The 24,613-nt window shown below is 59.0% G+C and carries 17 protein-coding genes; 11 read left to right on the forward strand and 6 right to left on the reverse strand.

Annotated elements, in window-relative coordinates; all coding sequences use genetic code 11:
- Positions 1 to 34 precede the first annotated feature (34 nt).
- From VI215_12460 to VI215_12490, 7 genes are all read left to right on the forward strand, one after another.
- Positions 35 to 901, forward strand: a complete 867-nt coding sequence (locus VI215_12460; GenBank protein HEY6193127.1) for a glycogen/starch synthase — start codon at positions 35 to 37, stop codon at positions 899 to 901.
- The gene (locus tag VI215_12465; protein HEY6193128.1) at positions 898 to 1,482 is read left to right on the forward strand and encodes an HAD family hydrolase; all 585 of its coding nucleotides are present in this window, start codon (positions 898 to 900) and stop codon (positions 1,480 to 1,482) included. Before VI215_12460 ends, VI215_12465 begins: the two co-directional genes overlap by 4 nt.
- Before the next feature lies 1 nt (position 1,483).
- Positions 1,484 to 2,632: a hypothetical protein gene (locus VI215_12470; protein HEY6193129.1), complete on the forward strand. Its 1,149-nt coding sequence runs from the start codon at positions 1,484 to 1,486 to the stop codon at positions 2,630 to 2,632.
- 13 nt (positions 2,633 to 2,645) lie between these two features.
- Entirely contained in the window at positions 2,646 to 3,908 is a 1,263-nt protein-coding gene (locus tag VI215_12475) for a hypothetical protein (protein ID HEY6193130.1), read from the forward strand.
- Positions 3,905 to 5,218: a serine hydroxymethyltransferase gene (gene glyA / locus VI215_12480; protein ID HEY6193131.1), complete on the forward strand. Its 1,314-nt coding sequence runs from the start codon at positions 3,905 to 3,907 to the stop codon at positions 5,216 to 5,218. Before VI215_12475 ends, glyA begins: the two co-directional genes overlap by 4 nt.
- Positions 5,219 to 5,424: 206 nt before the next feature.
- Positions 5,425 to 6,240: a twin-arginine translocase subunit TatC gene (gene tatC / locus VI215_12485; GenBank protein HEY6193132.1), complete on the forward strand. Its 816-nt coding sequence runs from the start codon at positions 5,425 to 5,427 to the stop codon at positions 6,238 to 6,240.
- On the forward strand, positions 6,237 to 7,208 hold the full coding sequence (locus VI215_12490; protein ID HEY6193133.1) for a polyprenyl synthetase family protein: 972 nt from the start codon (positions 6,237 to 6,239) through the stop codon (positions 7,206 to 7,208). Before tatC ends, VI215_12490 begins: the two co-directional genes overlap by 4 nt.
- Positions 7,209 to 7,405: 197 nt before the next feature.
- On the opposite strand, the gene VI215_12495 is transcribed toward VI215_12490, so the two are convergent.
- The 5 genes from VI215_12495 to VI215_12515 are packed head-to-tail and all read right to left on the reverse strand — an operon-like array spanning position 7,406 to position 10,845.
- On the reverse strand, positions 7,406 to 7,948 hold the full coding sequence (locus VI215_12495) for a thioredoxin family protein (GenBank protein ID HEY6193134.1): 543 nt from the start codon (positions 7,946 to 7,948) through the stop codon (positions 7,406 to 7,408).
- A gap of 23 nt (positions 7,949 to 7,971) precedes the next feature.
- Entirely contained in the window at positions 7,972 to 8,820 is an 849-nt protein-coding gene (locus VI215_12500; GenBank protein HEY6193135.1) for an alpha/beta fold hydrolase, read from the reverse strand.
- On the reverse strand, positions 8,805 to 9,395 hold the full coding sequence (locus VI215_12505) for an RNA methyltransferase (GenBank protein HEY6193136.1): 591 nt from the start codon (positions 9,393 to 9,395) through the stop codon (positions 8,805 to 8,807). Before VI215_12505 ends, VI215_12500 begins: the two co-directional genes overlap by 16 nt.
- Positions 9,392 to 10,291, reverse strand: coding sequence for a DMT family transporter (locus tag VI215_12510; protein HEY6193137.1), 900 nt, complete (start codon positions 10,289 to 10,291; stop codon positions 9,392 to 9,394). The genes VI215_12505 and VI215_12510 overlap by 4 nt, the downstream gene beginning before the upstream one ends.
- A complete protein-coding gene (locus tag VI215_12515; protein HEY6193138.1) occupies positions 10,288 to 10,845 on the reverse strand; it encodes a hypothetical protein in 558 nt (185 codons plus the stop codon). Before VI215_12515 ends, VI215_12510 begins: the two co-directional genes overlap by 4 nt.
- A gap of 269 nt (positions 10,846 to 11,114) precedes the next feature.
- Between VI215_12515 and VI215_12520 the strand changes: the two genes are divergently transcribed.
- The gene (locus tag VI215_12520; GenBank protein ID HEY6193139.1) at positions 11,115 to 11,858 is read left to right on the forward strand and encodes a YIP1 family protein; all 744 of its coding nucleotides are present in this window, start codon (positions 11,115 to 11,117) and stop codon (positions 11,856 to 11,858) included.
- Positions 11,859 to 11,894: 36 nt separating this feature from the next.
- Here VI215_12520 and VI215_12525 read toward each other — a convergent pair whose 3' ends face one another.
- Positions 11,895 to 13,040 (reverse strand): M14 family zinc carboxypeptidase, encoded by a 1,146-nt coding sequence (locus VI215_12525; protein HEY6193140.1) that lies wholly within the window; start codon positions 13,038 to 13,040, stop codon positions 11,895 to 11,897.
- A gap of 236 nt (positions 13,041 to 13,276) precedes the next feature.
- Here VI215_12525 and VI215_12530 point away from each other — a divergent pair, with 236 nt between their 5' ends.
- The 3 genes from VI215_12530 to VI215_12540 form a co-directional block, all read left to right on the forward strand.
- Positions 13,277 to 15,448 carry a S9 family peptidase gene (locus VI215_12530; protein HEY6193141.1) on the forward strand — a complete coding sequence of 724 codons (2,172 nt, stop codon included), beginning with the start codon at positions 13,277 to 13,279 and terminating at the stop codon, positions 15,446 to 15,448.
- A 12-nt stretch (positions 15,449 to 15,460) separates the two neighbouring features.
- Entirely contained in the window at positions 15,461 to 17,224 is a 1,764-nt protein-coding gene (gene dnaX / locus VI215_12535) for a DNA polymerase III subunit gamma/tau (GenBank protein ID HEY6193142.1), read from the forward strand.
- A gap of 421 nt (positions 17,225 to 17,645) precedes the next feature.
- Positions 17,646 to 24,613: Ig-like domain repeat protein (locus VI215_12540; GenBank protein HEY6193143.1), on the forward strand; the 6,968-nt coding region annotated here is incomplete at its 3' end.

Consider the following 24,613-nt stretch of genomic DNA (forward strand, 5'->3'; position numbering starts at 1 on the left):
AATCTCTCGTTTTTCCTACAATTTATGTGACCCAATGGCCAAGCCGATAGGAATCCTCTACGTCGCGAGTGAGGCGGATCCCTTTATCAAGTCAGGGAGTATCGGAGAACTTGCCGGCAGCCTGCCCAAGACCGTCCGATCAATGGGTCATGACATCCGTGTCATGCTTCCCGGGTACGGGAGTATCAACACCCGCCGTTTCCAGATACACAATCTTCTCCGGATGAAGGACATCGAAATCCCCATCGGGGGAAAAATGGAGCAGGCGAGCGTGCGATCCTCTTACCTGAACAGCGAGAATCAAAAGGTCCTGGTCTACTTCCTCGCCAACGACCGGTTTTTCAGCAGGGACGGCCTCTATTTCCACCCCTCGACCAAGAAATACTTTGCCGACAACGACGAGCGGTTCATTTTCTTCTGCCGCGGCGTTCTCGAGACGCTGAAAAAATTACGCTGGCAACCGGACATCATTCACTGCAACGACTGGCAGTGCGGACTGATCCCGGCATACCTGAACTCGATCTACAAAAACGATCCCTACTTCAAGCGGATGAAGACCGTGTTTACGGTGTTCAGCCTCGCTTCCCACGGCTCGTTCCCGAAAAATTCGTTCGAGAAAGCCGGCCTCCCCTCGCATGTCTGCGGCACGAACGGGGACGGGATGGGGCGGTTTAATTTCCTCTCTGCCGGCCTGACATTCGCGGACGTCATCACCACGCTCGGCAACCGCGCGGAGCAGGGTATCCGGATCGCGCCCCAGGACGGCGTCGACAAGATCCTGCAGGCCCGGAAGAACAGCATCGTCTCCATGGGGACGGAAACACACAACGGAAACGGAAACGGATTGCTAGCCCGAAAATTCATTGACGTCTATCGAGAGCTGGCAAAAAACGGCCGATGAACCGTATAGGGATTTTTCTCGACCGCGACGGCACCATTAATGAAGAAGTAGATTATCTTTCCTCTCCGCTCGACCTTCACCTGATCCCCGGCGCGGCGGACGCCATCCGCGAAGCCAACGAATCCGGATTTAAGGTATTTATCATCACCAACCAGTCCGGAATCGCCCGGGGCATCCTCACCGAGGAACGATTGGCGGAAATCCACGCGGCTCTCGTCTCCGCGCTCGCAAGGCAGCATGCGACGATCGACAAGATTTACTATTGCCCCCACCATCCCGATTTCGGAGAACCCCCCTTCCGGGCGGTCTGCAATTGCCGCAAGCCGGGAACCGGAATGATCGATGCGGCTGTTCGGGAGTTCGGGATCGACATATCGAAATCGTTCGTGATCGGCGACCGGATGATTGATGTCCAGACCGGAAACAACGCCGGCGCGGCCTCGATCCTCGTTCTCACCGGCTACGGGCGGAAAGAACTGGAACTCTGCCGCCTGAACGGGGTTCCCGTCGGGCATGTCGCCGAAGATCTCCCCGATGCAATCCACTATGTCAAGCAGACATTCCAGCAGGTGGTGTCCTAACTTGTTCAGATCGGTTGTTCGGAAATTCGTTTCCATCTTAGCGCTCGCAAGTTTCCTCTCCGGTTGCAGCGACCAGCCCGCCGATGTGGGGATGGGCCTCCTCACCGCGCAGGACACGCTCCATTTGGAGACACGGGTGTTCGGCGCGACGTCGGCCGCGAATTTTCTCACGAGGATCAACGGCAATTCGGGGAGGGTGCTCGTCGGCACTTTTCAGGATCTCGAGGCGAACGCGCTCATCGAATACACGGGTATCCCCAAATTCATTTCCGGCTCCACACTCGATTCCGCGACGATCACGCTCACCGTCGATTATCGTTTCAGGGACACGACGGGGGAATTCGGAATCTCCGCCCACAACATGATCAGGCCCTGGGGGACCGCATCCTTCCGGTGGGACAGCATTCCGGGTTCCTATGACAACGCGCTCGCGGGAGCGTATTTGAAGTCGATCTCCGCCTCGGACACCATGTCGACCCTCACCTTCCGGATCGACACGGCCCTCGTCCGGACCTGGTCGCAGACCGGAACCGGCTCGCTCCTTTTGATGCCATCTCTCACCGCGCAGATCATCCTCGGGTTCTCGACCGTGTCGAACACCCTCTCGGACTCCAGGCCGCTCCTGACCATTAACACCCGCGACAGCGCGGGGACGCCGGACACGCTCAGAATCCGCGCGCCCCGGAGCATCTTTGTCGCCAACTCGACGATTCCTGCGGCGGCCCAGCGTACGTTCATCCAGGCGGGGGTCGATTACCCGGTGCTCCTCCGGTTCGATTCGCTCGCGCTTCCCCCGAAGGTGAGCGTCGTGGAAGCTTCGCTCGAGTTTGCGATCGACGAGGGAACCTCCCTCCTGAACCGGTACTCGCGCGACTCCCTGATCGCGTACCTGACCAGGAAAGATGTCTACCCCTACGATTCCCTCATTCTGGGAGCCGTGTGCAGCCCGGAACGGATCGGACTCCAGAAATATTACAAGGCGAACGTGAGGAACATCGTCCAGCAGTGGATCACGCACGAGCCCAATCACGGCTTGGCGATCCATTCCTATGCGGAATTCACGACTCTCGACCGGTTCGCGGTCTATGGAGCGGATGCTCCTCCGAACCTTCGGCCCAAACTGACCGTTTCCTACACTCTTTTCCCGTAGCGACTCCAGCGTGATGACAACCCGAACCACACTCTTGCGCCTCCTCCTTCTATTGGCCATGTGTACGGCCGCGGCTTTTGCCGGGGGCGGGGGGTCCGTTTACACGCGCCACGGGATAGGGGATCTGCGGTACGGAACCTCGGGCCGGGGGACAGGAATGGGAGGGGTGGGGATCGCGCTTCTCTCTTCGGGCGTCGTCGACCCGCTCAACCCCGCCACGTGGGGAGTCGACAACAGGACCCAGTTTTCCATCAGCGGTTTTTACGAAGGGTTCGCTTCCAGCGACGACAGGAACTCGACCTATCTGAGCCAGGCCTCCTTCAACGGCCTGATGTTTGCGATACCCCTCATTCCCCGCTGGGGCGTCGTGCTCGGAGCCGGCATCACGCCCTACAGCAGAGTCGATTATAATATCGTCTCCCCTTCCTCCCAGAACGGATACGACTATACCGTCCGGTACCAGGGGGACGGGGGCCTCTCGCAGGGACACCTCGGGTTTTCCGCGATGCCCGACAGCCAGCTCCTGCTGGGGGCGAAGATGAACTATTATTTCGGAACGATCCGGAACACGCTGGACCAGTCGTTTACGCCGGCCCAGTACACAGACGCCGAGGATATCCGGCTGACGCGTTTCAACGGGCTGGGAGCGACGTTCGGTATCGTCTACCGCGGACTGAAGAACATTCTGAATCTCCCTGCGGGCCAGACGCTCAACATCGGCGCCGTCGTTTCCACGGTATCGCGGATGAACTCCGCGGAGGAACGCTACTTCACCTATACGACTTCGTCGCTTACGACGCGGGATACCGTCCTCAATCCCGAAGGGACCACGCGCCTTCCGCTTGCGGCCGGGGGCGGGATCGCCTTCACGGCGGAGCGGTACTCGCTCGGAGCCGACTTCACCTACCAGAACTGGAACGCGTACACGGTGAATGACGTAAAATCCCCCGACGTGCGCGACAGTTACAGGTTCAGCGCCGGGGGGGAACTCATCCCGAAGCGGGAAGCCTCCGCTCCGTTCTTCCAGCGCCTCGCCTACCGGGCCGGTTTTTTCTACGATGCGAGTTACTACGATATCAAGGGCGAGCCGATCAACGAGATCGGCTTTACCGCCGGGATCGGCGTGCCGATCGTTTCCGATACGCGGTTGCATTTTACGACAGGGTACAGCTTCCGCGGCACAACCGACCAGCAACTGCAGAAGGACCGCATCCTGCGGTTTACCGTCACCCTGACCGCGGGTGAACTCTGGTTCGTACGGCCCCCGGAAGAATGAGCGCGCTTTCAAAACAGGATCCGGAGATCTACGATGCGATCCGGCGCGAAATTGAGAGGCAGGACTCGAAGTTCGAGCTGATCGCCTCGGAGAATTTCGTCAGCACCGCGGTGCTGGAGGCGCTGGGCTCCGTCCTGACGAACAAATACGCCGAGGGCTACCCCGGAAAACGCTACTACGGCGGATGCGAGTTTGTCGATATCGCGGAAAACCTCGCCCGCGACCGGGCCAGGCAATTGTTCTCGGCCGCTTATGCGAACGTGCAGCCGCACTCGGGGTCGCAGGCGAACATGGCCGTCTACTTCACGTTCGTCAAGCCGGGCGACACGATCATGGGCATGAACCTTTCTCACGGAGGCCATCTCACCCACGGGTCGCCGGTTAATTTTTCGGGCCAGCTCTACAGGTTCGTCGCCTACGGCGTGAGGCGGGACACCGGGCTGATCGACTACGACGAAGTCGAGTCGGTCGCGCTGCGCGAGAAGCCGAAGATGATCACTGTCGGCGCGAGCGCCTACTCCCGGAACATCGACTATCAGGCGTTCCGCGTCATCGCCGACAAGATCGGAGCCTTCCTGTTCGCCGATATCGCGCACCCCGCCGGCCTGATCGCCAAGAAACTCCTCAACGATCCGATTCCCCACTGCCACGTGGTAACCTCGACGACGCACAAGACCCTTCGCGGGCCCCGGGGCGGCCTGATCCTCATGGGAACGGATATTGAAAATCCATTCGGCCAGAAAGCGGCGAAGTCCGGGAGGACAAAACTCATGTCCGAGCTGATCGACTCGATGGTCATCCCCGGAATACAGGGCGGGCCGCTGATGCACGTGATCGCCGCAAAGGCCGTCGGATTTCTGGAAAACCTTCAGCCCGGGTTCGCGACCTACGCCGCCCAGGTCATCAGGAACGCCCGGGCGCTCGCGGCGCGCTTGACGAGCCTCGGCTACGATGTGATCTCCGGGGGAACCGATAATCACCTGATGCTCGTTGATTTACGGAACAAGAACACGACCGGGAAAGACGCGCAGGAGTCCCTCGACAGAGCCGGGATCACCGTCAACAAGAACGCGGTCCCATTCGACGACAAGAGCCCGCTGATCACCAGCGGCATCCGGATCGGAACGCCCGCCCTCACCACGCGCGGGATGCGGGAGCCCGAAATGGAGATCGTGGGAGGATTGATCGATCAGGTCCTCGCACACAGGGGCGACGCCGGCGTGGAGAAAACGGTGGAGGAGAGCGTGCGGCAGTTATGCGCGAAGTTTCCCCTGTACCCGGGACTGACAGGCCGGACTCACTCCGGGTGATCGCTGCGGGGGAATGGAAGGTGTTCCGTTTTCCCATTGCTTGTCATCCTGAGGTCGCGGAGCGACCGAAGGATCTAGCTTTTCGGCTTACGAACGGAGATCCTTCGCTACGCTCAGGATGACAATCAGGTGTGTGACCAGTAGTGTTGCGGTGACCGATCTGGACAAAGTGCGGCACAACCGAACGAAGAACAGAATAGCATCCTGTGGCTGAAGTGGCTGAGCATATCGAAGAGAATCCCCTGCCGGAAGACGGCGAGCCGTTCGAATCCGACGAAAAGGAGATGTCGTTCCTCGACCACCTCGAGGAGCTGCGGTGGCGGATCGTCCGGGCGGTGCTCGGACTTCTCGCGGGCATCATCGTCTGCGGAATCTTCGCCGACCGGCTGGTCAACGACGTGGTCCTCCGCCCGAGCCAGACGATCACACCGCCCCTCAAGCTGATCAACACCGTTCCGTACGGACAGATCTCGTTCTACATGATGGTCGTGATCGCCGGGGGGCTCATCCTCAGCTCCCCCTGGATCGTCTACCAGTTGTGGAAGTTCGTCCAGCCGGGCCTGCTTCCGCGCGAGCGAAAATACATCTCAAGCATCGTCCTGTTTACGACCCTCTGCTTCCTTGCCGGCATCGCGTTCGCCTATTTCATCATGCTGCCGTACATGCTCCAGTTCTTCGCGACGTTCGGATCGACCGGCATACAGAACATGATTTCGATCGACGAGTACATGAGCTTCACCCTCCAGCTCATCCTCCTCTCGGGATTGATTTTCGAGCTTCCGATGGTCTCCTATTTCCTGGCGCGCTTCGGAATCGTGACTCCCGCGTTCATGAAGCACTACCGCCGGCACGCGATCGTCGCGATCCTGATCATCGCCGCGGTGGTGACTCCGACGACCGACCCTCTCACGATGACGGTGTTCGCTCTTCCCATGTTCGTCCTCTACGAGATAAGCATCTGGATCGCGCAGGTTGCGCAGCGTAAACGGGCGGAGGCCCAGGCGGCGAGAGAGTCATCGTGAACCTGCAGGAGATCCTGGAACCCATCAGTGAGGAGCTCGACGCGTTCAGCAGTTACTTTCGCGGCGCGATCCGCTCGAAAGTCGCCTTCGTCGATCTGATCGCCCGGTATATCGTCCGGCAAAAGGGGAAAAAGATCCGCCCGGCCCTCGTCCTCCTCAGCGCAAAGGCGTGCGGGGGGATCTCGGACAGCACGTATCGGGGCGCCTCCCTGGTGGAAATCCTCCACACCGCGACCCTGATTCACGACGACGTCGTGGACGACGCGGACACCCGCCGCGGGCTCGCGTCGATCAACGCGGTCTGGAAAAACAAAGTGGCGGTCCTGATGGGCGATTATATGCTCGCGAAAGGGCTCCTGTTGTCGCTCGACAACAACGACTTCCAGTTTCTGAAAATCACTTCCGACGCGGTGCGGAGGATGAGCGAAGCGGAGATTCTCCAGATCGCCAAGAGCCGGGATCTCGATCTGGATGAGGCGACGTACCTGAAGATCATCTCGGACAAGACCGCATCGCTCCTCTCGACCTGTTGCCAGATCGGCGCGGCGAGCGCAGCCGCCGGCCCCGAGACGGTGCGGCAACTGAGGGAATTCGGCGAGAACATCGGGATGGTGTTTCAGATCCGAGACGACCTGCTCGATTACACGGGCCGGAAGAGCATCACCGGCAAGCCGACGGGCCTCGATATGAAAGAAAAGAAGCTGACGCTTCCTCTCATTTATTCATTCCTGAAGGCGCCGCAGGGCAGGTCCAAAGCGGTCCTGCGGATCATCAAGGACGGTTCGGGCAAGAAGGATCTGCAGAGCGTGGTGGAATTTGCCTACGAGTTTGGCGGGATCGAGTATACGACAAGAAAGGCCGAACACTACTCGACGCTGGCCCTCAACGCGCTGGAGGGGCTTCCTCCCTCGCCCTCCAAAGATGCCCTCCGCGGATTCGTCGGCTTCGTCCTCGAACGGAGCAAATAAAAAACACGCGACCTGAAGGTCGCGCCTACCCGTACCACCTCATTCCCTCGTTCCCACGGAGACCGTGGGAGGGGAACCCAACAAAAAGCCCGCAAGCTGAAGCTTGCGGCTACCGGTACCTCTGCCGTCATCTCTTGGTAGCCGCAGCCCAACAAAAAGCACGCGACCTGAAGGTCGCGCCTACCGGCGGTCTTTTCCTACGCCCACTTGATCGTGCACCCGATCGAATAGGTTTCCGGAACCGCGACCTCTTTTCCCCGGAGAACCGCCTCGAGAGCGTCCCGGAGGTAGCGTTCCTTCACAGATTCCGGGTGTTGCCAGTTATCGTCCATTTTTCCGACGTACCTCAGTTTTCTCTCCCGGTCGAAGACAAAGAATTGCGGCGTGTGCGTGGCGCCGAACGCCCCGGCGACCGATTGGTCTTCGTCCCGGAGATAGGGAAACGTAAACCCCTTCTCCTTTGCATGCCGGACCATTTCTTCAAACCGGTCCTCGGGGTAGTTCTTCGTATCGTTCGAATTGATCGCAATCACCTGGACCCCCTTCGGGGCGTATTCCCGCTCGAGCTCGATCATCCTTCGTTCGTACGCCTTCACGTACGGGCAGTGATTGCAGCTGAACACGACGACGAGGATCTCCTTCCCCTTGAAATCGTCCGAGGAGTAGGTCTTGCCGTCGGCGCCGGGAAGCCGGTCGAACCGGGGAAGAGTATCGTTGAGCCGAATAATCGTCTCCTGCATAAGACTTCCTTTCCGCCCCTGCTCTAGCGCCCGGGGGCGCCTTTCGGGGACCCTTCTCTCGTAATAAACATTTCGAGAACCCGAACAAGTTCGCGCGGCTTCTCGAGAGGGATGGAATGACCGCACTCGGAGAAGAGCTCGAGCGTCAGATCGGGCCTCTGCCGCTGAAACTCGAGCGCATGCCTCACCGGCACGATCGCGTCGTTCTTCCCCCATACGACCAGCAACGGCATGCTCAGCCGTGAGACTCTGCTCTTAAATTCCGGGTCGCCCTTCAACGCGGACAGCAGCGCGTTCGACCAGGCGGCTTTCCGTCCCGGCCTCTCCAGATCCGCGATGAATTGATCGCAGAGCTCCGGGGGCCGGCTCACGATCGAGTAATACGACCGCCGGCTGAAAAAGTCCACCATTCCCCTCGACCGGAAGACGACCCCGTTCAGAAAGGCGGAAACAAGCCTCCTGAACGGCTGACTGGCCGCGAACGGGCGGCGGCGGAAACCGCTGCTGCAGAGAAGGATAAGCCGCTCGACCCGCCCCGGATTCAGATCTGCAACCCGGACCGCGACCTCTCCGCCCCAGGAGATGCCGCACAGCACGACTTTGGGGGCCTCCACCCTCTCCAGCAACTCGAGCAGAAACCCCGCATACTCCCCCGTGGAATAGCTTCCCGCCTGGCACTCCGTTTCACCGAACCCGGGAAGATCCACCGCCATGAGATGAAACCGTTGCGAGAGGGGTTCGAGCACTCGCTGCCACGTGCGCGGCCCTCCCAGGCCGTGAATGAGAAGAAGCGGGACGCCGGATCCACCCTCCGAGATGCGCGCCTTGACGCCCCCCACCTGAAGGTAGCGATGAATTACTTGTCCAGCCATTCATCAATCAACTGTTTCTCCTCCGTACTTCCAAGCGCCGATCGCCCGTAGCAACCCGCTTTCTGCCGCTGGCGGAATGCCTCGAAAAGAGAGATCGCGCAGGCGACGGAAACATTCAAACTCCGGATCATTCCCACCATCGGAATCTGAAAATTTCCGTCCGCGAGCTCCGCCGCGCGTTCCGACACCCCGCGGTGCTCGTTGCCGAAGACCAGGGCCACCTTTCCGGTGAGATCGAGCTCGAAGATCGATGGGGACGCCGCGCCGAGATGAGTCGCATACACCCGGAACCCCTCCTTGTGCAGCCGTTCGTAGCAAGCCTCTATCGATTTAAACGTGCGGCGTTTGACCCACTTGACCGCGCTCGCGGAACTCTTCTTGCCGAGCTTCGGAAATTCTTCGATTGCATAGACGAGCTGCACCTCGAGAACGCCGGCGGCGTCCGCGGTTCTCAGGATCGCGCTGACGTTGTGAGGGTCATGGATTCCCTCCAGAACGACCGTCAGACCCGGCTGGCGCTTTTCAACCACCGAGAGGATCTTCTGACGGCGCCGATCGGTCACGACTTTTTTCATGCGTTGTCCGCCGCCTCCTCCGGGGACGGGCCGAGCTGAAGGACGGCGACGGCCACAAGGACGATCGCCGCCCCTGCGAACTGAACGCCGGTGAGGAGCTCGCCCAGGATCATGAACGCCGAAAGGATTGCGACGACCGGTTCGAACGTCGCGGTGATGATCGCCTGGGAGGCCGTGAGCTCGCGGATACCCGCGAAGTAAAAGGAATGCGGGATCAGGATGGAGATCATCGCGAATCCGAAAAAAACGGCCCAGAGGGAAGGCGTATAGCCCGCCGATGCAACGCTCCACGGGGGATTGATCGCCATCCAGAATACCGATGCGAACAACAAGGCGTAGATCAGGCAGGTCCAGACACTGTACCGCTTCAGGAGCCTCCGAAGCCAGACATTGGTGAACGCCCAGCAGGCCGCGGATCCGATTCCGGAAAGGAGACCGATTCTGCTCATGCTGAAACCGGAAAAATCCCGCCCCGCCACCACCAGGTAGCATCCCGCAAAAGAAAGAAGGCCCGCTCCGATTTTTCTCAAGCCGAGAGATTCGTCCCCCGACGCCGCGGCGTATGCGACGACGAGAAGAGGCGCCATGTCCTGCAGAAGAATCGCGGTCGCGACGTTCGTCTCGCGTATGGTGAAGTAATAGGTGAAGTTCGAGCCCGCCATTCCGGCTATGCCAAGCAGGGCAAAGCGATAGAGATCCCCGGCCCGGACCCGAAGGAGGTGCCGCTTGAACAAGAGAAAGAACGCAAGCAGGACGATGCAGGAGAGCGTCATCCTCATCTGGACGAGCACGAGTGTGTCGACATGCCGTGTGAAGAGCACCTTTGCGAGGGTGGCGGAGACCCCCCAGAAGAGCGTGGCGCCGAGGATAAAGAGATAGCCTTTGAACGGCCTCATGCGGGAGAAGGAGCCGGGCCGGGCGGAAGGGGGGGTCCATCGGCTTTCTGCCGGTAGAAGGACGACATCTCGTCGTTGCCGGCCAGGTCGAAGAGGTGGGCGAGCTTCAGATAGAGAGGCTTCGGGACCGTGACCGCGTTGATCCCCTGCTTCAGAAACTCGATCAGCGAGGCGAGCGGCGGAATATTCAGGTCGGGCTCGTGGCAGTCGGCGGCATCCAGGTAAGGGTCCGGCTCGGAAGGCCTGGCTGCGGAGGCTTTCCTGAAATACTGGAATGCGAGCTCGTAGTTATCGTACATCGAGTAGGTCACCTCAAAGACGTTCGCCAGCCACATGTAGGTATCGTACGAAAGCTCGGGGAATTCCTTCGCAAGCTTTTCGCCGAACAGGCAGAGCTCCGCGGGCGTGAGGGTATGATTCCAGAAGAGCTCCCGGTAGAGCTCGATATCCTGCAATCGCTGTGCGATCGCCTGCTCGAACGCGTCGAAGAGCTCGTTGAACTCTTTCGACAACTCGAAGCGTTTTCGTATTTCTGCGGCGGTCAGATTCTGCATTCACCCCTTGAGCGCATGAACTTCACACCTGTCCCTCCCGGGTACGCGGGGAAAGCGATTGGGCACGTTCCATCGGCGAAGAGAGCCCGGCCTGATATCCGGACCGTTGCATGAGATGGCTGCTGACGTCCAACTGCGGCAAAATAACAAAGGAAGAGGTGAAAATCAAGGGATTTCCGCCAAAACGAGAGGATCCGGAACCGGAGGAGGTCAATACTTGACCTTCGATTCGAAAATGACTACTTTCATCCAAAATTTGGAGGAGACCGATGGATCAGCAGGAATCAACCGTTAAAATTTCGTCGTTCATGTCGAGGGCAACGGGAGTATTCGCCTCGCCGGGTGATGTGTTCCAGGAGGTGGCGTCGGCTCCGGTGCAAACGAGCTCATGGCTGCTTCCCTATCTCCTTTCACTCGTCATTGTGGTCGTTTTCACCGTTGTGCTGTTCGGCAACCCCTCTCTCCGGCAGCAGATTCTTGAACCCCAGCAGCAGAAGATGCAAAAGGCGGTCGACGAGGGCAAGATGTCTCAGGAGAAGTACGACCAGGCCGTGGCGATGATGGAATCTCCGGCGATGTTTTACGCGATCGGGATCGGGAGCACTCTCGTCATCGTGAGTCTGGCGGTGTTCGGGGCGCCTCTCGCGATCTGGCTGGCCGCGAAATTGATCCTGAAGGCTTCCGCCCCCTATAAAAAGATGCTCGAGGTCTATGGCCTCACCACACTGATAGGGGTCCTCGGCGCCATCGTTACGCTCCTCCTAATGCATGTCTTCGACTCCGTGCATGCCTCCCTCGGGGGAGGCCTCCTGGTCATGAATCACTTCGACCCGGAAAACCTGGGCCACAAATTGCTCGCCTCAATCAGTGTGTTCGGCCTCTGGCAGACGGCGCTCGTGGGGATGGGAATCGCCGGCGTTACAGGCAAACCCGCCAGCACGGGGATGGGATTGGCGTTCGGTCTCTTCGCGGCGTGGGTCATATTGTCCTCCGCGCTCGGCTGGGTGAGATAATCCCGATCCAAAGGGCTTCCTGCCGGCCTGTTCCGGTCAGCTAAAAAGCCCTGTCCATTCGAAGGGTTTCCCGAGGTTCAGCTCGGTAGAGGGAAGTTGTTTTTGAAGAGCGTCGATCTCGCGGAGACCGACGAACGTGTGAAGATCTCCCACGTCGGCCAGCAGCGGCGTCGATTCAGAGTGGGTATCGACCTGGTATGACACCCCGAGGTCTGCGCCTGTCGACCTCCCGTCCGGATGCATGATCCGGACATTTCGGATGATCACGTCATAGGCTTTTGAGCCGTTGAACGGGAGGCGTTCATAGTGCGAAAGGTCCCAGCCGGCCGATTCCCCCGACCCGATCGCGTAGAGGCTTCCGAGGATCCCGACGACATTCAGCTTGCGGATGGAGTCCTTCTCCGGATCGCCGGCCGTATGCCCTGATTCCACGAGGATCGTGCTTGTTCCCCACTTCTGCATGTTGTCCCCGAACGCCCTCGGTTCGAACGAATCGTCGTAGCGGGTAACCCGGTTCTGACCGGTCTGCTTCATAATAGCCGCGAATACCGATGCCACCTGCTTCGCCTTAATGCGCACCTCGTTGTCCGTCTTTCCCGGATCGAACGCGGGAGCGAGGAGGGCGATCGCCGCCAGTTCCCGGGTCGCGCCCACCGTGCTTAGCGCCTGATCGTGAAGATTGAATCCGTAGGCGGGCTTGATCGTATCCTTGAGCTGCTTCAGGAGCACGGCTTCCGGGGTCTGCAGGGAGAGCGCATCACGGTTCATGTCGATGCCCTGCGCGGTACGGCGCTGGAACCTCGCCGCGCCGTCGGGATTCAGCATCGGAAGAAAATGGACCATGAATTTCGACAGGAGGTCCTTGACGGCCGCTTCGCCCCGGCCCAACCGGAAGTAATTGAGGATGTCGGCGATCGCCATGGTGGCGGTGGATTCATCTCCGTGCATCTGCGACCAGAGGAGCACCTGGGTGAGGCCGGTCCCGACGGAGACGAGCCGGAGGGGGCGCTCCTCGAACGACTGACCGATGTTCCTGATGTTGAACTGGGAGGACGAATCGACCGCAAAGGCGTCGATGATCCGGTGAAAGGTTTCCGGCGAAAATCGCCGCGAGGGGAAGGACTCGACTCTGTACGAGCCGTAGTTTTTTTCGAGCTCTTTGGCGTATGCAACAAAATCCATGGGCCGGCGTCTACTAGTGTGTGACAATATAGCAAAATCTGCATTTGATTCAATCATTTCTGCGCTCCGGGTAGTGGCTCAATTTCACCGAACATGTCATCCTGAGGGAGCGGAGCGACCGAAGGATCTCCTCTCCATCGAGCACGGAGATCCTTCGCTTCGCTCAGGATGACAATATCCCCCTTGATTTCATACTCCCTTCTCCGTATATTTTCGTTCACTTATTCGCCATCCCCATGAACCTGCGGACTTCCGTCGCTCTCATTGTTCTCTGCGCCTTCGGCTCCGCCGCGTTCGGGCGCCAGGGCTCCGCCCCGCCGCTCCCCTTGAAGCGGATTTTCTCCAAACCTTCCCTCCCCGGTTCCCGGCCCTCCGATCCAAAATTGTCCCCCGACGGGAAGCTCCTCCTATACAGGTGGGACAGCACTGCCAGGGGAAACTCCCGCTGCTGGATGCAGGTTCTCGACAGAAGCCTTTCAGAAAAGGCCCCGAACAGACCGGTCCCCCGGATGATCGCCGATACTCTTCTCGGTGAAATCGAATGGTCCCCCGACGGAAGAACGATCGCCTGCACGCGCAAGGGAAGTATCTTCCTGACCGACACGGGCTTTCAGTCTTTTCAGCGGCTGACAAAATCGGAAGCCGGGGAAAACTCCCTCCGCTGGTCGGCCGACGGAAAGATGCTGTTGTTCGCATCCGACGGCAAGCTCATGGCGATGACCATGGGCCAACCGGGGTATTCCGAGATCGCAAAACCGGCCGGGAAGGACGTCGGGCTCGGTTTGATCGACCTGTCACCCGACAATCGCCGCGTACTGTTCGCGGAGACGAACCGCGAGGGGCTTCCGGACTTCATTCTCCCCAGGTACACGGGCAAAGAGGTTTCGACGAACTCCTTCAAAGGGGGGGTAGCGAAAACCCGCATCGGAATCGCTCCGACAGACACCGGCAAAGTTGTCTGGGTGAAGCTCCCCGGCGACGAGCGCTTTTTCCTGGGCGACGTCGCACTTTCGCCGGACGGCAGGCGCGCGTTCGTCGAACGGTTCAGCTCGAACCATAAGAAGCGGGAAATCTATCTCGCCGACACCGATAGCGGCGGCGCGCATCTCATTTATGAAGAAACGGATCGGGCGTGGGTGGAGGGCGGGCTGGCCACGACGCGATGGATGCCGGACGGAAAGCGGATCGTCACCACCAGCGAGAAGGAAGGCTGGAATCATCTCTACACGATGACGCCCGACGGGAAGGACCTCCGGAGGGTGACCGGAGGAGCGTGGGAGATCCACTGGTTCGACCTCGATCCTTCGGGGGAGCGCGCCTATATTCTCGCGAACAAGGACGACCTGCACCAGTGGCAGCTCTACGCGGTCGAATTCCGCACAGGGAAGACCACGCGCCTCTCCGGTCGGGCCGGCACGTACGAAAATCCTTCGATGTCCAAAGACGGGCTCCTCATCGTCGCGCAGTATTCCGACTTCGGGAAACCGTCGGAACTGGTTTCCATTCCTGCGGGAAAACCCGCTTCGACGGGGGATGCGGCCACGGACGGCGCAGGCGCCGTCCACGAAGTCCAGTTGACCCAATCCGTGCCGGCCGAGTTCACAAGTTCCCGCTGGGTGATTCCGGAGATCGTCCATTTCAAGGCGAGGGACGGGAAATCGATCCCGGCGATGATTTACAAACCGCCCGATTTTTCGCCCGCGAAGAAGTATCCCGTCGTGGTCTTTGTCCACGGCGCCGGGTATCTCCAGAACGTCTACCGCGGATGGAGTTACTACTACCGGGAGTATATGTTTCACCACCGGCTGACGCAGCTCGGTTTTGTCGTCTTCGAGGTCGACTACAGGGGGAGCGCGGGCTACGGAAGGGATTTTCGCGCCGACGTTTACCTCCACCTCGGGGGGAAGGATCTCGACGACGAGCTCGACGGTCTTGAATATCTCAGGAGTTTGGGGTATATTGACTCTTCGCGCGTCGGAATGTACGGAGGAAGTTACGGCGGCTTCATGACGTTGATGGGGCTCTTCCTCTCCGACAAGTACGCGTGCGGAGCGGCGCTGCGTGCGGTCACGAGCTGGGAAAATTACTACCGGCATAACTCGTGGTACACGGAGGCCCGGCTCGGGAAGCCCGAGGATCAGCCCGAAGCGTACAAGATCAGTTCGCCGCTGACGTACGCCGACAGCCTGAAGCGTCCGCTCCTGATCCTGCACGGAATGGTGGACGACAACGTTTTTTTCCAGGACGCCGTCCAGTTGATCGCGAAGTTGCAGAAATCGGAAAAAAAGTTTGAAACGATGGTCTATCCCGATGAGGCTCATGCCTTCAACACCCCCGAAAGCTGGTACGACGAGTATTCGCGGATCGAAGAGTTTTTTCTGCGGCACCTCCGGAAAGCGGACCAGTAGGCCGGCACTACGATGACCTATCTCGTTACTGCGCGCAAATGGCGCCCGATGGCGTTCGAGGATATCGTGGGCCAGGCCCACGTCGCGAAGACCCTCCGCAACGCGATCGCCACCAACCGCCTTTCGCACGCCTACATTTTCAGCGGCCCCCGCGGGGTCGGCAAGACGACCGCCGCACGGATCCTCGCGAAAGCGGTCAACTGTCTGCACCCCGTCGACAACAACCCCGACAACACCTGCGAGATTTGCACCGAGATCACCGAGGGACGCAGCCTGAACGTCTTCGAGATCGACGGCGCGTCGAACCGGGGCGTGGACGAGATCCGCAACCTCCGCGAGGCGGTCCGGTACGGGCCCGCGAACGGCAGGTATAAGGTCTACATCATCGACGAAGTCCACATGCTCACCAAGGAAGCCTTCAACGCGTTGTTGAAGACGCTCGAGGAGCCTCCTTCCTACATTATCTTCATCTTCGCGACGACGGAAATCCACAAGGTTCCGCTGACCATTCTTTCCCGATGCCAGCGGTTCGATTTCCGCAGGATCGCGACGGAAGAGATCATGGGGCGCCTGAGGTTCATCGCCGGCCAGGAGAAGATCACGATCGGCGAGGACGCGCTGTTTGTCATCGCGAAACGGAGCGACGGATCGATGCGCGACGCGCAGAGCATCTTCGACCAGATCGTGTCGTTCTGCGGCGACACGATCGACACGGCCGAAATGGTCCGGATGTTGAATGTGGTGGACGAGGAAATCTATTTCCGCACGACCGACGCCGTCAGATCGAAGGACGCGCCCGGGGCGTTGGCGCTGATCGAAGAAATCACGATGCGGGGGTACGACATCCGTGAATATCTCGCCGGCCTCATGGAGCACCTGCGAAATCTTCTCGTGGCCTCCACGGTCGGCTCGGCGCGCCTGATCGAAACCTCCGAATTCTATAAGAAGAAATACGTCGACGAGGCGGCATCGTTCTCTCCGTCCGATTTGCTCAGGCTGATCAAGATCGCGGCCGACACCGATACGGCGATCCGGTGGAACCAATCGACTTCCGGCGGACGGTTCAAACTCGAGATCGGATTGCTTCAGATGGTGAGGCTCGACCGGAGTGTGCAAATCGGGGAATTGCTCGAGCAGCTCGAGGGATTAAAAAAAAAGCTGGCGGCGGGAAATAGCGATAGAGAGCCTTCGCCGGTGCAGAAAGCCGCCCCTCCGGCGATCGCTCCCGCGATCAGAGGGAGCGTCAAAGCCTCTCAGCCAAGCCTGCGGCCCGAACAGATCGTCCTTCCGGCGGCCCCGGTCCCTGAAATTATCCCTGCTCTGACCGGCCAACCCGCTCTTTCCATGACCCCCGTCGCGCGGCCGCTCCCCGCGGAGAGCCCGGCGGCCGACCGGATTTCGATCGACGAGGCCCAGGCGAAATGGCCGGCCCTGGTCGCGGAAGTGTGCAAGAAACGAATCGCCGTCGGGACGATGCTGGGTGAAACGGCCCTGGTCGGAGTCGGCGGCGGCAGCCTCAAGATTTCCTGCCCCGACGATTTTCACCTCGACCAGTTGATGCGCAATCGCCAGTTCATCACCGACCTTGCGCAGAATATCTACGGCGCGAAGGTCCGGCTCGATACCATCCTGGCAAATGCCCGGTCCCGTGAGTCCACCGCTCCGGCACATACTGCTGAAACGAAGCCCTCCGAACAACCCGCCTCAGCCACCGTCGGCGAGCACCCCATCGTCCAGGCCCTCATACGGGAGTTCGGCGCGAGGGAAATAAGCTAGTTGTATCACCCTCTCTAATAGAGAGAAGCAATTTCGGTTTTTCCAGTCACTCTCGCGCCCACCTCGATTTCTTCCGCCCCCCCGTCAGGCCCGGCTTCAATTTGATCGGGTAAATCGTCATTTCAGTGACCTGTATCACAAATTTCGAACGCCGCTCCCAATAAATTTGGGTACCGACTCGCGGAGGGCGCGACTCACTCTTTAGTGAGTTTGATTGTTGGGAGACCACCTCGGTCTCAATTCCGTTCTCTCCCTCAAGCACAGTCAGAAAGTTTGATCCACTAAGGCAATTTTCCCTCTTCGCGGCATTCGTCTGACCTTTTTCAGATGAGGTGTCTCCGCGAAGATTAAACCAACAAAGCTCAAATGTGATTTGGGTGCTTCATTGACCTTGTCACGTTACGATGGAAGGGCTCAAGACATGAATACTTGTAGACGATTTTGTGGCTCTCTTTTTGTTCTAACCGTCCTCGCCGCCATTTTCACTTCAGCGGCATTTCCTCAGGCCACACTCACCAGCAACAAATCGGATTACGCTCCGGGGGACACAGCGGCGCTTACGGGCTCGGGTTTTTCAGCAGGTGAAAGTGTCCAACTGCTGGTCGGGCACGCCGACGGCACGTTTGACAACGATACAAGCACCGCACACCAGCCGTGGCAAGTGACTTCCGATGAGAACGGTTCCTTTGAGACAACCTGGATCGTCCCACCCGATCAGGACGAGGCTGGTGCATTTCTCAAAGCAACCGCAGACGGGCAGACGTCCGGTTTGCACGCGGAATTATTCTTTACGGATAATGTTTCCGTAACGAACGGCTCCGGGGGAGCGCCCGGCGCGGGGGGGACGAATCTCTCCGCCGATCTCGCGGCAAACGGCGCGGCGCAGGCATACACGACGCTGGGCAACATCGTCATTACCGAACAATCGAACGGCGATTTCGCCAATTCCAGCGGCGCAAGCAGAACGTTGATACTTACCGCTCCGAGCGGGTGGCGGTTCAATGCAGGCGTGGGGAATGTGGCCGCGGCAAACAGCAAAGATATCGTCAACGGCAGCGAGAGCATTGTGATCGGGTCTACAACCCTGACAGTTACCTTCGCGGTCAACGGCACCAGCAAAACCGACGTTCTAACCATCAGCGGCATCCAGGTACAGGCGACTGACGGCGGAGCCATTCCATCCTCCGGGAGTATCTACCGCGACACGACCAACCGGGGCACTGAGAGTATCGCAGGCATTCTTTCAACTTCGAACACCAGCGGATCGGGCGGAACCAACTTCGGCTCCCTCTCTCAGGCAGTCGGTGCCCGGCGTCTCTATACCGTTTTGCCCGCCCAGACATTTACAGACGCAGCGACTCTTCCCGGAAGCGGCATCACAGGAACTCCCACCAACCAAACTGCCGGAGTCTCGTTCAACCTCACGAGTCTTGTGGTTGCAGATCGTGAATTCAACATTGACAACTCTTACGGGAGTGCAAGTCCCAAGACCATTTCCTACAGCGGACCGGGCGGCACCCCGACTTATACCACCTCCGTAACGTTTCCGGCCGGGAGCGGCGTTTCAACCACGACGCTCGCCACAACGCTGAGGAAGGCGGAAACAACGGCAATCACCGCCACGGACGGCACGGTAACCGGTTTGGCAAGTTCAAATTTCACAGTCAATAGCAACACTGTCACCAAGCTCCAAATACTCCTGCCCGGCGAAACGGCTGCGCCAGGCACGACCACGGGGCCGACCCCGGGCAAGACCGGCACACCCACGACGCAGACGGCGGGCACAGCGATCAGCAGCGGCATCATCGTCAATGCGGTGGACGATAATTGGAACCGCGTCAACAGCTCCAATCCTGATGTCACGATCACAAGCTCGGATGCCGGCGCGGTGATCTCCGATGATAACGGCGCGACGGCGGGCAACATAACCTTATCGGGCGGAACCGACACGTTGGCCAGTTTCAATTTTCAAACCCCGGGCACTCAGACTGTCACATCGACCGACGCTGCTGCCACACTCTCCGCAAACACCAGCGCAAATATCACCGTAAACAAGGCCGCATCTGCCACGACAGCCGGTTCATCGGTTAATCCCTCTGTTTTCGGCCAGCTTGTTACCTTCAGCACCACGGTCAGCGGCACCATCGGAACCCCAACCGGAACGGTCACTTACAAAGATGGTGGGACCACAATCGCGACGAAATCGTTAAATGGATCGGGACAGGCTACATTCGACACAAGCGGTTTGGTGGCCGGCTCGCATTCGATCACGGTGACGTACAATGGCGACTCCAAATACCTCGCGAGCATTTCGTCCGCAGTTAATCAGAATGTGAATAATGCGAACACTACGACCGGCCTGACGTCATCCCTCAACCCGTCATGCTCCGGCCAGTCAGTGACGTTTACCGCCACCGTGACACCCGTGGCGCCGGGTGGCGGTACGCCGGATGGCAATGTCGACTTCAAGGATGGCACCACGGTTATCGGCAACAACATCGGGCTGAGCGGAGGGCAGGCAACCTTTACTACCTCTGCCCTTTCGGCGGCGGCCCATTCGATGACGGCCGTCTACAAACCGCTTGCCCAAAGCAGCTTCAATGCCAGTACGTCGACAGTAGTGACGCAGACGGTTAATGCCACCCCAAGCGCGAGCATTACCGCCGCCTCAAATGTCTGCGCCAACGCGATCGGGAACGTTGCCTCAGTGCCTGATGCCGGGGTCGGCGCCACCTATTCCTGGTCGATCACAGGAGGCACCATCACTGCTGGATCCGGGACGAACAGCATTACGTATACCGCGGGGAGCGTCTCGCCTGTGACAATCAAGGATACAGTATCCAACACAAGCGGCTGCACTGCGAGTTCATCACTCACGGCGACGGTGAATCCTAATCCGACGGCGAATGCGGGAACGGACAAGACCATTTGCAGCGGAGGTTCCACTGCGATTGGCGGCAGTCCGACCGCCACCGGAGGCACTTCGCCCTACACCTACAGTTGGAGTCCTGCAACCAACCTTAGCAGCTCGACGGTGGCGAATCCCACGTCCTCTACGACGATTACCAGGACCTACACGGTCACCGTGACAGACTCCAAGGGCTGCACATCGAGTTCTTCGATGACTGTGAACGTCAATCCAAGCCCGACAGTTTCGGTAAACAGTGCGGAAGTTTGCTCGGGAAATTCAGCCACATTGACCGCAACACCGAGCGGCGGTACAGGCGCCGTTACGTACGCCTGGAGTACCGGGGCGACAACATCGACAATCAGCAGAAGTACGGCAGGCACCTACAGCGTAACGGTGACTGATACGAAGGGGTGTACTGGCTCAGGCTCCGGCACACTTACGGTCGATCCGAATCCGACGGTCACAGTCAATAATCCGTCTGTGTGCCAGGGAAGTTCAGCAACGCTAACGGCGACGCCGGCAGGCGGAACAGGTTCGAAGACGTTCGCGTGGAGCACCGGCGCCACGACGTCAACGATCAGCACGGGCACGGCTGGCACCTATTCGGTGACGGTCACCGATACAAAGGGGTGTACGGGCTCCGGCTCGGGCACGCTGGCAGTCAATCCCCTTCCCACCGCGAACGCGGGTTTGAATCAGACAATCTGCAACGGCAGCCCGACAACAATCGGTGGAAGCCCCACAGCCAGCGCCGGCACAGCTCCATATTCCTACGGTTGGAGCCCAACCACCGGCCTTACCGGTCCGACGACTGCCAATCCTACGGCTTCCCCGATCGCCACGACCACATATACCGTGACCGTGACCGATTCGAAGGGTTGCACCGCCACTTCTTCAATGACGCTGACAGTGAACGCAAGACCGACCGCGAGCGCCGGAACAAACCAAACCATTTGCAATGGCGCTTCAACGCCGATCGGAGGATCTCCCACAGCAACCCTCGGCTCTTCGCCTTACACATACAGTTGGAGCCCAACCACCGGCCTCAGCAGCGCGACCGTGGCAAATCCAACGGCATCGCCCACGACAACGACTCAGTACACAGTCACAGTTACGGACGCCAATGGATGCACCGGCACTGCTTCGACGACTATCACAGTCAACCAACCTCCCTCAATTTCGGGTCAGCCGGGCTCTAAGGCAGTTTGCGAAGGGACCTCGACGACTTTTTCGGTTACAGCAAGCGGAACGACCCTCACGTATCAGTGGCGGAAGAATGGACTTCCACTTACAAACGGCGGAGATTATTCGGGCGTACTAACAGCGACACTGTCTATCAATCCTGTTGCCCTAACCGATTCGGGTACCTACGATGTCGTGGTAAGCGGAGTTTGTCCTCCCTCACAGACCTCGAATCCCGCCATCTTAACGGTCAACCCATCGCCCGACGTGACGATTACCGCGCCATCCGCGGGCTGCACAGGTTCCACCGGGAACACTGCGTCAGTGCCTAATGCAGGCATCGGCGCAACCTATAACTGGAGCTTGAATTCGGGGACGATAACGGGTGGACAGGGGACACCGAGCATTACCTATACGGCCCCAGGCAACGGTAGTTCGTTCACCATTAGCGTCACAGTCACAAATTCTTTCGGATGCAGCAAAATAGGCAACCTGCCTGTGTCACTTTCCACCGGTGGTGCGAGTGTGGTAGGATGGAAGAATACTGCTCCCGTGGCATGGCAGACGAGCACGTTGCAGGCGACCGACGCGGTCTATGCAGAGGGTGCTACGATTCCATTCCAGTTAACACTGACCCAGCCCTGCGTAGATGGCGCCTGGAGCGTGACCCTTCAATACGATTTCCAGATCAATTCCACCGGATTGCACATCTTCGATTTTCTTAGCACGGCAAATGCAACCGAGTCGAGCGAAAACGGTCACGATTGCGATCCCAGCGGTTGTATAAATCCCCCAAACCTTTTCCCAATCCCCACCGACCCGGCGTTGTCTTACCAGATCCCCGGGAACTTCAAGGTATACAATGGGGCGATCACCAGCGCGGGTATCTACACGACCGCCCTTAGCGGCGGCATGACGAGCAAACTCCTGACGATTAGCGGGACAGCTTCCCCGACCGGAGATGTGGTCATCGTTTTTGGCGGGCACCTGGCGCGGGACAATGAGTGGGGCGCGGGCAAAGGCGCAGCCGATATTTCAAACGGAACATACAAGATGGCTTTCACCAACTATAGCGGTGGCGGTGGAGGCGGTAATGTGGGCGTCAAGTCGTCCGGGCTAATCGACATTCAAACTAACGCGGATTTATCTGTCACGAAGACCGGCACTCCGAACCCTGTTCTGCCGGGGAACAACATCACCTATTCTCTCGTGGTGAATAATGCCGGCCCCAACTCAGCGGCCTCTGTGAGTCTGGTCGACTCCATCCCCGCGGGAACCACGTTCGTGTCGGTTACAACCCCGGCGGGATGGGCGGCGTCGACGCCTTCGGTTGGAGGTACAGGCACGGTGACGTGGACAAAGGCTAAAATGGATTCTACTACATCCGCCACGTTCGGGCTGGTAACAAAGGTGAACAGCGGTTCAACAGGCACAATCGGAAACACCGCCTCGGTTTCATCTACCGCAGCCGATCCTAATATCGCCGATAATAGTGCGACCGCTACGACAAGCATCAACAGCTGCACTATACCATCGATCACCACCAATCCTTCTGATGCAGCGGTTTGCGCCGGGAGCACGGCAAGTTTCAGCGCTTCAGCAACCGGCAATCCGACCCCTTCGCTCCAGTGGCAGGTCAGCACGAACGGTGGATCGACGTGGACCAACACCGGCAGTGGAACATCCCCTCTGTCGTTTACAACGAGTTCCGGACAGAATGGAAACAAGTATCAAGCGGTCTTTACGAATACTTGTGGCACCACGACTTCCAATGTTGCGACGTTGACAGTCAATCCAAACCCGACAGTCTCTGTTAATAGCCCCGAGGTATGCTCGAGCGCGCTCCCCGCCACACTCACCGCGACGCCGTCCGGCGGAACCGGGTCCAAGACGTTTGCATGGAGCAGTGGTGCAACTACTTCAACCATCAGCACGAGCACGGCAGGCACTTACTCCGTAACTGTGACAGATGCTAAGGGTTGCTCGGGCTCAGGTTCAGGTACGTTAACCGTCAATCCGAATCCGACAGTCTCAGTTAATAGCCCTGAAGTGTGTTCAAGCACACTCCCCGCCACACTCACGGCGACGCCTTCCGGCGGTACAGGCGCTCTGACATATGCATGGAGTACCGGTGCAACGACATCAACCATTAGCACGAGCACGGCTGGCACGTATTCCGTAACTGTGACAGATACCAAAGGATGCGCTGGTTCCGCCTCTGGCACACTGACTGCCAATGCGAACCCGACAGTATCAGTCAATAGTCCTGAAGTCTGTTCAAGCACGCTTCCTGCGACACTCGCGGCTACACCGGCCGGCGGGACAGGTGCTGCGACATACGCCTGGAGCACGGGTGCAACAACTTCAACGATCAGCACGAGCACGGCCGGCACCTATTCCGTGACGGTAACTGACACGAAGGGCTGCACTGGTTCAGGCTCGGGCACATTGACCGTGAACCCGAATCCCACGGTCTCAGTCAATAGCCCTGAAGTATGCTCGAGCACCCTTCCTGCCCTGCTTGCGGCTACACCGGCCGGCGGGACAGGTGCTGCGACCTATGCGTGGAGTACCGGTGCAACTACATCAACCATCAGCACAAGCACCGCAGGTACCTACTCCGTCACAGTGACAGATACCAAAGGATGCACTGGCTCCGGTTCTGGTACGTTAACCGTCAATCCGAATCCCACAGTCTCAGTTAATAGCCCTGAAGCGTGTTCAAGCACACTCCCTGCGACACTCACCGCCACACCGGCGGGTGGTACAGGCGCGGCAACATATGCATGGAGTACAGGAGCAACGACCTCGACTATCAGCACGAGTACGGCCGGCACCTATTCCGTGACCGTAACGGACACGAAGGGATGTACAGGCTCGGGGTCTGGCCCTCTGACGGTCAATCCCAACCCCGCAGTCTCAGTTAATAGTCCTGAAGTATGTTCAAGCACGCTCCCTGCGACACTCACCGCTACACCGGCGGGTGGTACAGGCGCTGCGACATACGCCTGGAGTACGGGCGCGACGACTTCAACGATCAGCACGAGCACGGCGGGGAGTTATTCCGTGACTGTGACGGATGCCAAAGGATGCACTGGTTCAGGCTCTGGCACGTTGACGGTCAATCCGAACCCCACAGTGTCGGTTAATAGCCCCGAAGTCTGTTCAAGCACGCTTCCTGCGACACTTACTGCAACCCCCTCTGGCGGGACCGGCGCTGCGACATACGCCTGGAGCACAGGTGCAACGACATCAACCATCAGTACGAGCACTGCAGGAACTTACAGCGTGACGGT

It is taken from the genome of Bacteroidota bacterium (genome assembly GCA_036522515.1).
GTDB lineage: Bacteria > Bacteroidota > Ignavibacteria > UBA10030 > SZUA-254 > VBOC01.